The sequence below is a fragment of the Dyadobacter luticola genome, assembly GCF_005860805.1.
Lineage (GTDB): Bacteria > Bacteroidota > Bacteroidia > Cytophagales > Spirosomataceae > Dyadobacter > Dyadobacter luticola.
The window spans coordinates 375,231-387,998 of sequence record NZ_VCEJ01000002.1; the positions used below are offsets into that span (position 1 = coordinate 375,231).

12 protein-coding genes and 1 tRNA gene are annotated in these 12,768 nt (G+C 46.5%); 6 read left to right on the plus strand and 7 right to left on the minus strand.

Going from position 1 to position 12,768, the window contains the following annotated elements; all coding sequences use genetic code 11:
* Window positions 1-52: 52 nt before the first annotated feature.
* Entirely contained in the window at window positions 53-712 is a 660-nt protein-coding gene (locus tag FEN17_RS01515; protein ID WP_138363554.1) for a DUF1684 domain-containing protein, read from the minus strand.
* A 187-nt stretch (window positions 713-899) separates the two neighbouring features.
* Between FEN17_RS01515 and FEN17_RS01520 the strand changes: the two genes are divergently transcribed.
* Window positions 900-1,277, plus strand: coding sequence for a response regulator (locus FEN17_RS01520; RefSeq protein ID WP_138363555.1), 378 nt, complete (start codon window positions 900-902; stop codon window positions 1,275-1,277).
* Between the two features lie 5 nt (window positions 1,278-1,282).
* A complete protein-coding gene (locus tag FEN17_RS01525) occupies window positions 1,283-2,044 on the plus strand; it encodes an MBL fold metallo-hydrolase (protein ID WP_138363556.1) in 762 nt (253 codons plus the stop codon).
* A gap of 21 nt (window positions 2,045-2,065) precedes the next feature.
* Here FEN17_RS01525 and FEN17_RS01530 read toward each other — a convergent pair whose 3' ends face one another.
* From FEN17_RS01530 to FEN17_RS01545, 4 genes are all read right to left on the minus strand, one after another.
* A complete protein-coding gene (locus FEN17_RS01530) occupies window positions 2,066-3,304 on the minus strand; it encodes a DUF819 family protein (RefSeq protein WP_138363557.1) in 1,239 nt (412 codons plus the stop codon).
* A 91-nt stretch (window positions 3,305-3,395) separates the two neighbouring features.
* Entirely contained in the window at window positions 3,396-4,952 is a 1,557-nt protein-coding gene (locus FEN17_RS01535; protein ID WP_138363558.1) for a phosphatase PAP2 family protein, read from the minus strand.
* An 11-nt stretch (window positions 4,953-4,963) separates the two neighbouring features.
* A complete protein-coding gene (locus tag FEN17_RS01540) occupies window positions 4,964-5,893 on the minus strand; it encodes a hypothetical protein (protein ID WP_138363559.1) in 930 nt (309 codons plus the stop codon).
* A gap of 143 nt (window positions 5,894-6,036) precedes the next feature.
* The gene (locus tag FEN17_RS01545) at window positions 6,037-6,588 is read right to left on the minus strand and encodes a hypothetical protein (protein ID WP_229208642.1); all 552 of its coding nucleotides are present in this window, start codon (window positions 6,586-6,588) and stop codon (window positions 6,037-6,039) included.
* A gap of 65 nt (window positions 6,589-6,653) precedes the next feature.
* Here FEN17_RS01545 and FEN17_RS01550 point away from each other — a divergent pair, with 65 nt between their 5' ends.
* Window positions 6,654-7,172, plus strand: coding sequence for a DinB family protein (locus FEN17_RS01550; protein ID WP_138363560.1), 519 nt, complete (start codon window positions 6,654-6,656; stop codon window positions 7,170-7,172).
* Here the strand turns inward: FEN17_RS01550 and FEN17_RS01555 are convergent.
* The gene (locus FEN17_RS01555) at window positions 7,167-9,182 is read right to left on the minus strand and encodes a thioredoxin domain-containing protein (protein ID WP_138363561.1); all 2,016 of its coding nucleotides are present in this window, start codon (window positions 9,180-9,182) and stop codon (window positions 7,167-7,169) included. The two genes, FEN17_RS01550 and FEN17_RS01555, sit on opposite strands and share 6 nt — an antisense overlap.
* Before the next feature lie 9 nt (window positions 9,183-9,191).
* The gene (locus FEN17_RS01560) at window positions 9,192-10,823 is read right to left on the minus strand and encodes a T9SS type A sorting domain-containing protein (protein ID WP_138363562.1); all 1,632 of its coding nucleotides are present in this window, start codon (window positions 10,821-10,823) and stop codon (window positions 9,192-9,194) included.
* A gap of 66 nt (window positions 10,824-10,889) precedes the next feature.
* Here FEN17_RS01560 and FEN17_RS01565 point away from each other — a divergent pair, with 66 nt between their 5' ends.
* From FEN17_RS01565 to FEN17_RS01575, 3 genes are all read left to right on the plus strand, one after another.
* Complete coding sequence (locus tag FEN17_RS01565; protein ID WP_138363563.1) at window positions 10,890-11,342, plus strand: hypothetical protein; 453 nt, start codon at window positions 10,890-10,892, stop codon at window positions 11,340-11,342.
* The gene (locus tag FEN17_RS01570) at window positions 11,343-12,656 is read left to right on the plus strand and encodes an MFS transporter (protein WP_138363564.1); all 1,314 of its coding nucleotides are present in this window, start codon (window positions 11,343-11,345) and stop codon (window positions 12,654-12,656) included.
* A 37-nt stretch (window positions 12,657-12,693) separates the two neighbouring features.
* Window positions 12,694-12,768: transfer RNA gene (locus FEN17_RS01575), tRNA-Val, on the plus strand.

Consider the following 12,768-nt stretch of genomic DNA (forward strand, 5'->3'; position numbering starts at 1 on the left):
AAATTTGAACGGCACTCCGGGAATAATAATACTGAGAATTAATGTCGGCGGCTTATTCGTGCACAAAACCCTCCGTGACCTCGCCTGCATTGATGGGCACGGTCAATGTATTTTCAGCAGGAGGCACCGGGCAGGCGTAGGTTTCCTGGTACACACAATATGGATTATACGCTTTGTTAAAATCCAGCATAATGACGTTGTTTTTCACGGCCGTGAGGGGATAATCAAGGTAGCGGCCGCCGCCATAAGTCTGTTTTCCGCTGGTTGCGTCTTTAAACAAAACAGACAGAATGGCCTCATTTTTCAATAAAAGCAGCTTTTGCGTTTGCCCGCCGATGGTAAAATTGGCATAACCATACTTTTCATATTTCTCGGAAGTACCGTCGGTATATTTTACAACTACCTCTTTATCATCCTTCATATAAGGTGAAATGTTGGCTTTCACGCGGAATGAAAGGTCTGGTTCAAAGTAATGCAGGCCGTGAAAATTTTCCTTGTCTTTGATAGGGGAGTCCTTGGTGGTTTTGAACTGCTCGTCCTTCGCCGCGCGCTCTTCCAGCAGCTTCGTTTTGTATTGTTCAGGATTGGCGATAACCAATTCTTCCTCAGCGGAAGAGGTACTGTTATCGGAAAGATTTTCGATCACAAAGTAGCCCAGAATGGCAATAATCATCGCGATCGTACTATATCTGATTACTTTATTTTTAAACATAATGCAGTTCAGTAGGAGTAATGAATCTGCAAACTTACATGGAAAGACAGCTTTGAAAAACTATGGGACGGTTATTTACTTTTTTATAATAATTTTGAAACTTCACGCCGGGGCTTTTTGCGTTCTTGAACGAAATATCCCTAAATTGACCCAGGCAAATCATTAAACACAATACCTGACCCATCGTATGTCATACACAAAGCGAGTACTCATTGCCGAAGACAGTTCTGTTATTCAAAATCTGGCAAGGAAGATTCTAGAATTCCAACACTACGAAATCACTTCGGTGAAAAACGGAGAGCAAGTTTTGCAACTTCTTGAAAAAGAAGATTTTGATATCATTTTGCTGGATATCAACATGCCGGTGATGGATGGAATGGAGTGTGCAAGAAGCATTCGTAAGTTGCCGGATGAGAAAAAGGCCAAAACGCCGATTGTAGCGATTACAGGGAATGCTAAAAATTACTCGGAAGAAGATTTCAAACAAGCAGGGTTTGATGATGCCTTGATGAAGCCTTTGAATTTTGACCGCCTGGTTGAAGTGGTGGCGCATTTGACAGAATAAACCTGATGAGGATTACATTTTTAGGGACCGGCACATCGCAGGGAATACCAGTTATTGCCTGCGAATGTGCCGTTTGCCGTTCTACCGACCCACATAACAAGCGTTTGCGGACGTCGGTTTGGATACAAGTTGCCGGAAAATCTTTTGTGATAGATACCGGCCCGGATTTCAGGCAGCAAATGCTGAGGGCGAATGTGAAAGACCTGGACGCCGCCATTTTTACACACCAGCACAAGGACCACACCGCCGGACTGGACGATATCCGCGCATTCAATCACCTCAGACAAAAGGATATGCCACTCTATGGCAGGCCGGAAGTTTTGAACCAGATCAAAAATGAATTTGCGTACGCATTCTCTGAGAAGCGATATCCCGGCGTACCTTCTTTCGAACTACATCCTATTGAAAATAAACCTTTTGAAATAGAAGGCGTGCGGTTCACTCCGATTGAAGTCATGCACCACAAGCTGGCTGTGTATGGTTACCGCATCGGCGACTTCACCTACATTACCGACGCCAATTTTATTTCTGAAAAAGAGCAGGAAAAGATTCTCGGATCGCAGGTGCTGGTTTTGGATACCTTGCAAAAAGAGCCTCATTTGTCGCATTTTACACTTTCGCAGGCGCTGGAACTGATTGACAAACTGAATGTTCCGCAGGCTTATCTGACTCACATCAGCCACAAGCTCGGCCTGCATGCGGAGGTTCAAAGCGAATTACCGCCGAATGTAAAATTGGCATACGACGGGCTCGTCCTGGATTTGTAGTTCAATTTAAAGTTTCCAACCCTACAAGCCTTGGCTGACCCACTGCATCATAAGCGCCGTCAGATAACCTCCGTAAGTACCGATTGCATACCCCAGGATCGCCAGCAAAACGCCCATCGGAGCCAGAGAAGGATGAAATGCTGCCGCTACCACCGAAGCAGAAGCTGAGCCCCCCACATTTGCCTGACTTCCCACTGCCAGAAAAAAGAATGGTATTTTAAGCCATTTGCAAACAGCGATCAGCAGTATTCCGTGAATTAAAATCCATATTAATCCGATTGCAAAAAGTCCGGGGTTACCAGCGACCGCGCCGAGATCCATTTGCATTCCGATAGTCGCTACTAAAACATACAGGAACACAGACCCCAGTTTTGATGCGCCGTAATGTTCGAGCTTGCGAAGCGGTGTTAAAGAAAGTGTAATTCCAATGAAAGTCGCGATGGAAATCACCCAGAAGAAGCTGGAAGTCAGGCTGTATTTAGCAAGTGACGGATAATTTTCTGACAGATAAGGTGTGATGATATCGGCTAAGCCATGTGAAATTCCAGTCGCGCCGAAACCGGCAGCTGCGAGGAAAATATAGTCGCGGGTGAGTGGAATGCGCTCGTTTTGAAGTTGTTCTGCATTTAAATGTTCTTTTACATACGTAACCTGACTGTCATCGGCTCCCAGGAGATGATCGATTCTGGCAGACATTCCTGCTCCATAAATCAGCGCCGCCATCCAAAGTTCCGCAACCAGTACATCCACAGCGACCATTTGCGAAAACAGAGCATCACTCGGATGGAAAACTTCTTTTAATGCGGTCTGATTCGCCCCGCCACCGATCCAGCTTCCGGCAATGGTGGCCAGTCCGCGCCAGACTGCATCAGCGCCCGTGCCTGCAACGGTTTGCGGACTAATTGTACCCACAATCCACAGCGCGATGGGTCCGCCAATCATAATGCCGACTGTACCTACGAGCATGGCAATCAGCGCTTTCGGACCAAGTTTCGCCAATGATTTCCAATCCATCCCGATTGTGAAAAGTACCAAACATGCCGGCAGGAAATATTTTGAAATAACCGGATAAAGCTGCGAGGCTGAACCATTTACAATTCCCAGCGAATTGAGCACGCCGGGAATAAAATAGCACAAAAGCAGAGGAGGTACAATGCTGTAAAGACGTTTCCAGAAACCGCCGGGCAAGGATGCGGTGTAAAATATCGCGGCAAGAATGAGCAGGAGTATGCCCAGAACAACGGCATCATTGGAAATCATCGGAGCAAATTAGGTGCGGGTTAAAAATAGTATAAAAAATGCCCTGCTATGGCAGCAGGGCATTTTAAATGTTGTCCCTAAACTTCTAATGTTATTGAGCGCCGTCTTTTTTCGCTCGCTCCACTGCAAATGAACCGATCTTGTGACCACCCTCCAATCCTGCCTCACAATCGAAACGGTAATGTATCAATCCATAAATGCGGGAAACGGAAGCTTCTGCGGCCATGGCATCAAGTGCTTGTTTTTCATTAGGGAAAATGTACGCCAGCAATTCCGCAGCAGCGCCCGAGAATGTGGAATGTCCCGAAGTATAAGAAGGGAAATTGGGTAAACCTACCGACGTTTTGATACGCTTGCTCACCTGATTTGGGCGTGGATAATAGTAATAATATTTCGCGTCCCAGCAGCAGATACCGGCATCCTGCATGGTTGTGCCGAGCAAAGCCAGCGTCCGGGCGGTCCGTACCTCACTGAAATTGTTTTCCTTACACAAATTCGCGCCTTTTCTATGCCAGTGGCCCGGAGGCGTGTAGCTTCCTACGCCATCAGACCAAAAATTTGCAACCCTGGCCTGCTCTCTGGTTTGATTTGCGGCAATGTCCAGCAGCTCATCCATATTTTTCTTGAATTCGGCGCTACCCAATGCCGGCGGTGGGCCTGGACGCAACGTTGGAACTGTCTCGGCTGAGAAATTCCAGGGCAATACAAAACCATAAGTAGGCAGCATTGGCGGGCGAGGAGGGAATTCCTGGCTTACCCAGGGCACCGTAGTCCCGATCGACTTGGCAGTTGCGATCATTTCCGCAGTTTTTGCCTGGTTGTTCGCTGCGCTCATTCCGTCGGTTTTTGCGCGGGCCATCACCTTGGCGGCCACGGCTTTACCCAGATCAGCCCCGGCTTTAATGTCACTTTCCACATTCATACCAGCCCACATTCTGCTGTTTTTATGCTCCGCAAGTTTTTCCTCCAGATACGGTACTTCACCGGGAAACATGGCTTTGAGAACTGTCACAGAGGCTTCTGCTACAACCGCATCTTCGGAAGGATAAGAAGGCAAATCTGTCACCGGCAAGATCGATTTGATCGCCTCGTCATTTTTGGAAGGCGCTTTGCGGTTGTATTTGAATTTATAATTCCATGCCGATACCAGCGCGTCATATTGCGCAACGCTCAGATAAGCCAGCGCCCGGGCCGTGTAAGGCGGATTGGCGAAAGGAAATTTCGGATCAGCCAGCGGGTTAGCTGCGTCGGGCAGTGGATACTTTCCGTCCGCATTCGAAGCCGGGGGCGTATTGTAGCGCGCCGCAAGTTCACGACCGATCTCATTCCAGCGATAAACCGCGCCTGCTGCCCAGTAATTCACTTTTTCCCTTTGAACTGGCGCAATTGCGTCAACCTGCTCTTTTAGTTTTTTGAGCTCCGTTTTGTAATATTCGGAAGAAGCAGCCTCCGGCGCCGGAACATTAATGTCATCTGAGCTTGCAAGAATGTATGGTTTCCATGTACCTGCTTTCTCATCCAGACTTGATGGTGAACTAATCCCCGCGTCCGGCTCGTCAACTGTTTTATTGCAAGATGTGGTTAGAACCGAAAGGATTGCCGGGAAGAACAAGGCTTTCCAGGCTATCTTAAAGTTGTTATTTTTCATAAAAGGTAATGTCATTGTTTGCTTTTGTCTTTCGCGTAGCGGAACTGATAAAGTATTCCGGCTGAATAAGTGGTGCTTTTGCCTACATTGGATCCATTCAAAACGTACACGGCGCGGGCATTGATACCGAGGTTTTTAGGCTGGAATTTGGCATAAAAACCAAGGGAAGTGGATTTCATATTATTGGTTGGGAAAGGCATATCGTTCCGGCGAATGTTGTCCCCGCCATCGCAGGCGCCATGTTCCACATATCCCTCTGCCTGCAAGCCATGTTTCAGGTAACCCAGGCGCGCAGCTGCGTCGTAAGCGTTTGGCACGGCTACCTGGTTGGTATTATAAAGTTTTCCATCGGATTGATAAGAATCGCGGTCGAGGCGGATTTTGCTCCTTAAAATATAGCTGCCTGACGCGGTCAGGTATACGCCGCTTTTGTGGCGATAACTCGCTAGTAACCGTCCGGTAGCCGTTTTGCACTGCATACCAATAGACATCGGCATAAAATCAGGGACATAGTTGGTCACAGGCAGAGATGCACCGACAATGGCGTTGAGTGAAAGTCCGGACTTATTCAAAAACCGGTATTTCAGCCAGCCGGAAGCATCCTGAAACCCTTTTTGCCACCTGAGATTTCCCGCGCTCGTTTCTGTCCGCATATAAGGCATGGCAACGATCACATTCAGGTTTTTCACGATGCCGACCGCCAGCATCGGCATTACAATGTGGGTCGTATGGGTACCAATGTTCAGGTTTTCCCGCAGCAAAGTATTTTCCCAATATTTATCCCAGGAACTGTGCGTGTAGGAAACCGCTAAACAGGCTGTGCCTTTCGCCATATAAATGGCATCATTGGGCATTTGAGCAAAAACCTGCGAAGCAGTGCAGCAAAGTATAGCCAGCAGCGCAGCAAGGCGGTTTCCGCGTTTTTGTAAACGATGTAACATAGGTATCTTTTAAAAATTTCAAAAATTCTTGGATAATTGAAGTTGCAGATCGGCTTACCATGCATTATGGGATGTCGCATTTCGGCAATTGGCCAAAGCGATCCTTACACTGTAAAACGTAAGTACGATCTGAATTAGGCGCCTCAGGAAAGTTCGGGCGGCGGCGTCGAGAGCAGCGATTTGAAAGACAGGTATTTTGTCTCCGGCACGAAGGCTGGTTTGTAGTCTTTTGAAGAAATAAAAATGGTAGAATAAAGCTGAATGTCAGATTCTTTGGGAATATAATCTTTCACCAGGCTGGTCAGTTGCTTTAAGACTTTTCCAAACGGACTTTTTGAAGTATTTGTCTCAGCATCAGTACTGTTCTGCATCACATTGGCCAGCTCAAAAAAGCGGTCGCGCGCAGCCTGATTTGATTTCAATGTGACGTAGAGCGTGTCATTTTCATGATAAACCTCCGTGGGGTTATAGAAGTTATTTTCTTGCCTGACAAGACCTTCAATTTGCTCTGAAATTTGAATGTTACCGGAGTAGGGCAGGGAAGGGAGGTACATTTTAACTGTTTTCCAATCGCCGGTTTCATCACTTGCAGAGGCGGATTGGTAACTTTTTTCAAAGAAAAAAACAGCCAGACTAGGCCCAAACGCATTGCAGAGGAGCAAGACCAACAACCCTATCGGCACCAGTTTTTTCAATGTATAAAGAGGATTTGTAATCAAATGTAATCATATTAGTCCAAACATTAAAAACATTTTCGCTCATGAAAAAATCAGATATCCAGCCGATGCCTCCCTTTTTTGACCGATACATTAACCTGGTTGACGACCTTGATATTTTGAATGCCTTCGAAGAATACGCGCCGGAAAAGATTTATAGCAAGATGGATAAGTTGCGGGAATTAGGTGATAAGGTGTATGCTGAAAATAAATGGACGGTGAAAGATATTTTACAGCATGTGATAGATAATGAGCGGATTATGTCTTATCGAGCCCTGCGTTTTTCCAGAAATGACCAGACGGTTTTGCCAGGGTACGAAGAGGAACTGCTAGCGGCAAACACGATTGCCAACAAGCGGACTGTCGATGACCTCATGGAGGAATTTGCTTTGGTCAGAGCGTCGACGATTGCATTATTCCGCAACATGGACGATGTGATGATCCAGCGGCTGGGTACCGCATTTCAAACCAGCATCTCGCCCCTTGCGCTCGGTTTTGTGATTCTGGGTCATCCGCTCCATCACATGAATGTGATCCGTGAGCGCTATTTTCCACTTTTATAAGCCTGAAAGCTGGTCGAGAGCGGCCGCTACCTCTGTGACCGGAAGCTGGCAGGTTTTATCATAGCAGACATAAATCGCAGTTTTACCTTGAATATCCGTACGGTTTTGCAGCAGTGGAAGTGTCGAGAAAGTTTTTGTGCCAATCACGACTTTGTTTGGTATAAAAAACCGGTCAAAATCTTTACGAATGTTCTCAGCATCAGCACCAACAATCGCAATTTCGACAGTTGGGACGGCTTTGAGACAGTACAATGCTGCCCAGTTGGTGACCCACTGCACGTCCTGCGTGAGCAGGCGGGTTATCTTGGACAGCATCTTATCGGTAATTTCTCCAAAATCTTCCCGGTCGAGCATCAGGCTCAGGAAATAAAGATTTTCCGCCATCATCGAATTCGAAGCAGGAATCACATTATCAAAAATCTCCTTTTTCCGGGCGATCAATGTTTCGCCGCTGGCATCTGTGAAGTGGAAAAAGCCTTCGGATTCATCATAGAAGTTGGCTACGGTATAATCGGCCAGTTGCTCTGCGTGCCGGATCCAGTTTTCATCAAAAGTTATCTGATAAAGCCCCAGATATCCCTGAATGACAGCCGCATAATCTTCCAGAAAACCCGTAATCGTTGCCGAACCATTTTTATAGCTGTGCGACAATTGATTGTTGAGAGTCATCTTACTCAGTAAAAACTGGCCCGTCGCAACCGCAAGGTCGCGTACATTCTCATCTCCTAATGCCCGGTAACAATCCGTTAATCCTCTGATCAGCAATCCGTTCCAGGACGCAAGCGTTTTGTCATCCAATCCGGGCCGGATTTTCTCCGCACGTTTTTCCGCCAGTTTGTTTAGAGCTGCCTCATATTTTTCGGAAAAACTTTCATCGAAAATGCCCTTGCTTTTTGCTGTCTGCTCGGCAGTTTCGGTCAGGTGCAAATGATTGTATCCATGCTCCCAGTTACCTGATTTTGAAATGTTGTAAAGTCTCGAAAACCAGGCGAAATCATCTCCTAAAATTGTTATAAGTTCTTCCTCTGTCCAGATGTAAAATTTCCCCTCAATACCTTCACTATCGGCATCCAAAGCAGAGTAAAACCCGCCGTCAGCATTGTGCATCTCGGTTTGCAGCCAGTTGATCGTTTTTTTGATCCGGTCGGCATACAAAGGGTTTTGTGTAATGGAATAAGCCTCCGCGTAAATGCTCAGTAGCTGCGCATTATCATATAACATTTTCTCAAAATGCGGAATAAACCATTCATCGTCGACCGAATACCGCGCCCATCCTCCGCCGACGTGGTCGTAAATACCACCTAATGCAATGCGGTTCAAGGAAAGCTCGATGTGGCGAAGTGCCTCGGGATTTTGACTGATATCGAAATAACGAAGTAAAAATTTGTAGATCGACGGCATCGGGAATTTCGGTGCCCGGTCCATACCGCCTTTGAAATGATCAAAATTCCGTTGCAGCGAACTGAGCATAACGTCCAGATCTTCAATCGGGTAAGAGCTGGCATTTTCGGTCAAACCGTACTTTTCGCTATCGGAAGTGACCATGTTTTGCACAAAACCCTCTGCTGAATTCGCCAGCTCATCATAATGATTGGCAAATGCATCCCGGATACTTTTCAGCAGCTGCACCCAGTTTTGCGGTGGAAGATATGTGACACCGTAAAAGGGTTTTGAATCTGGCAAAAGAAACACATTCAAAGGCCAGCCACCGCGCACGCCCATCGCCTGCACTGCATCCATATACACCGCATCCACGTCCGGCCGCTCCTCGCGATCGACCTTAATGCAAACAAAATGCGCATTCATCACTTCCGCAATCGCCTCTTTTTCAAAACATTCACGCTCCATCACATGGCACCAGTGACAAGCTGAATAGCCAATGCTAACCAGAATCGGCTTGTTTTCGTCTTTCGCTTTTTGCAGCGCCTCCTCGCCCCATGGATACCAATCGACAGGATTGTGTGCATGTTGAAGCAGATACGGACTGGTTTGCTGGCTGAGACGATTCATAAGTAGAAACTATTGATTGATCACAATCTTCTTTGTGATTGTTTTTGACTTGCCCGCAAATCTGACAAAATATATACCAGTAGGGATGGCGGGGAGCGTCACTACGTCTTTTGTATCGCCCGCAGCAGCTTTAATGTGCTTCGAAAAAACGGTCTGCCCTTTGGTATTGATAATCGACATTTCTACATCCCCAAGGCCATTTGCGCCGGAGAGAAGTATATTCAATTCCGTTTTCACGGGGTTTGGAAAAACGGAAATCTCGGAGTTATGAGGTTCGGTTCCATTAACCACATCATTCAAATCGAACTTGCAGAGATATACTTCTTTGCCTTTCAAACTGATCGTCCGGGTCCATTTTTGATAAGTTACCACGACGTTTGTAGTTTGATCGTCAGCCGCATACGGATTCTGCGCAGCAATCAGAATGTCAGAACCTTTCACAACACCGCGCCAAACCGGCGTCTGCTTTTCCATCAAATCTCTTGCAGTTTCCGGAATTACCAACTGGTAACTCCCCTCTAACATATCCTTGAAGGCGGATAACCGATAAAGGCCATAAATGAAATGTTCGTAAGTAGAATAATTTTCCTGGCGGCCGCTGGGTAGAAATGGATTTTCCCACAGCCACAGTCCTTTTGCACCGGAAAAAAATGGAAAGATCGCCGTCGCCTCTGCCATAAATGGGGTAATCAGGGGCGTGGTCGGATCATAACTGTCGTGCACGCGCATCCACACAAAAGGGATCACGGGCTTGTTGCTCCACGCAATGTTGGACTCAATATTGAAAAGCAGGTAAGTTAGGTAATCCTTCCCGATCGGGTGATCGTAGCCATAATAATAGTAAGGCGAGGGCGACAGAAAATCGAGTGCATTATAAAAGCTGCCACCGATTTTTCCGGAATTATCCTGCGTCAGATAGTGCGTTCTTGCCAAATTCGTAGTCCAGTCCTGCCAGCTATTTGAGGTAATGTTAAGCCAGGTATTTCTGACTGGCACATCGCTGTAACTGGTGATGGTGGCTTTTACACCCTTCGCCCTCAGTCTGTTAATTGCTTCTGTGTACCACCACCGGATGTCTCTTTTATAAGTTGAAAGAAAATCGGCATCAGACAAATTCCGGTAATTTTGAGGAATCTGCGCATTGGTTTTCAGCGCCAGAATGTCCCGGTCTTCCCGCTGCATCCGTTCAATGTCGAGACAAAGAATGTCAGCATCGAAAATGCTTTCGCCATAATTGTCCCAAAAACTTCTGTACGCCGCAGTGTCATTTCCCCAGGGGCTACGCAACGTGTTGTCGGCCCAGGGCTGGTTACCGCTGGATGTTGCCACACCATACCAGAGTATCGCGCGATTTTTAGCATTCAAAGAACCCGGCTCGGGGCCTGAAAATGCCGAAATGTGACTGAAACCATGCTTCAAAGGCTGCGATTGTGTATCACCAAATCGGGGACCGCTGTAAATGATCTTAAATGGAAGTGTAAATTCAGGAAACTTCGACCACTCGATCGTATTGTTGGCAGTGACCGGTTTTAGCACATATTCCGGCTGACAATCCTGCGCATTTGCAGAGAATAAAAGTCCGGTAAATAAAATAATGGTTGCTAAAAATGGCTTCAACCGGATCTTAGTATAGTGGATCATAAGAATTGACGAGACAAATTCGTTAATTTGCAATGTGTGTAATTTGATTTTTCCGTGATTATCAAGATGAAAAAACTACTTCTATTTGTCCCAATGCTCTTCGCAATGCTCATTTTGGGTTGCGACAAAGATAAGAACGAAACGCCGCAGCCGACAGAAAAGGACAAAATACTGATCAACTATCCCTGGCGGATGTCTACCGTGACAGATCTTTCCGGTAAGGATATTCCGATCAACCAGCTAAATACCCAGACGCAGGCGATCAAAGAAGTGATGGACATTCAATTTTTGCAAAATAATGTGACCAAAGCGATCGACCAGAACTCCAAGCAGGTGATCAATGGCGGTACCTGGTATCTGATTGACGATAACAAAACGCTGGATATCAAGATCTCCGGTTTTTCTGGACAATTTGGTGTGGAGGAGTTGAGTAACAGTAAATTAAGACTAAAAAGCACGATGCCTGTGAGCGGCGTCGATCAGGAAACGATTATGGTTTTCCAGCCGGTAATTAAATAAATGGAAAAAAATAACCGCACCATCGTGAATGCCTGGTGCATGTATGACTGGGCTAATTCTGTTCATGCCCTTGTCATTGTTTCCAGTATTTTCCCCGTTTATTTCAGCGCCACTGCTCATGGCGCATCCGGAACCTCGGACATTGATTTTTTGGGTTTTCAAATCAAAAGTTCCGTCCTGTTTTCCTACACCGTCTCGACCGCTTTTCTGATCACCGCATTGCTGGTGCCGCTTTGCACGGCGATCGCGGATATCACTGGAAAGAAGAAAAGGTTTATGCAGTTCTTCTGCTATACAGGTGCTCTGAGCTGCATGCTGCTGTACTTTTTTACCAAAGACACATTAATTCCTTCCGTTTTTTTATTCGGGTTGAGTTTGATCGGCTGGGCCGGCAGCATCGTTTTTTATGACTCCTACCTGCCCGACATTGCCACTGAGGACAAGTACGATCATTATAGTGCCCGCGGCTTTTCTCTTGGATACCTTGGCAGCGTTTTGCTGCTTCTTTTTAATCTGAGCATGATCCTGGCGCCGCAATTTTATGGGATCACTAACAAGGCAATTCCTGCACGCATTTCTTTTTTTACGGTTGGAGTGTGGTGGATTCTGTTTGCGCAAATACCTTTTCATTATCTGCCTGATGGCGATAGCGTTAAGAGGAAATCCGGAAGCTGGATATTTAACGGGTTTAAAGAGTTAAGAAAAGTTTTCGACCGGCTAAAAGAACAGCCTTATCTCGCCAAGTTTCTTACCGCCTTTTTTATTTACACGATGGGGCTGCGCACGGTGATGTATGTGGCCACCATTTTCGGTGCTACCGAGCTGAAACTGCCTTCCCAAAGTCTGATTATTACAGTTTTATTGATCCAACTAGTGGGTATAGCTGGTTCTTATACATTCGCCTGGTTGTCGGGAATAATTGGTAACATTTATGCATTGATGACTGGTGTGGTGGTATGGATCGGCATTTGTGCCGGCGCTTATTACACCACAGAGGCGATGGAATTTTACATTGTGGCTTGCGCAGTGGGAATGGTGATGGGCGGGATGCAGTCGCTTTCACGGTCCACTTATTCCAAATTAATTCCTGAGAATGTGACGGATACCGCTTCCTATTTCAGCTTCTACGATGTGACCGAGAAGATTGCGATCGTGATCGGCACATTCATCTACGGTGGAGTGGAACATTTAACCGGAAGTATGCGAAATAGCATTCTCGCCCTGCTGGTAATCTTCGTCTGCGGCCTGATTTTGTTGTCACGAATACCATCCCGGAAGGTTTACCACTTCCAATTGGATCGTAATCAAAATTAATTTAATATCGCGTTCCGGTTCAGCCGGAAGTCACCACAGGATGTTAGCTCAGCTGGTTCAGAGCGCCGCCTTGACAGGGCGGAGGTCAGCGGTTCGAACCCGCTACGTCCTA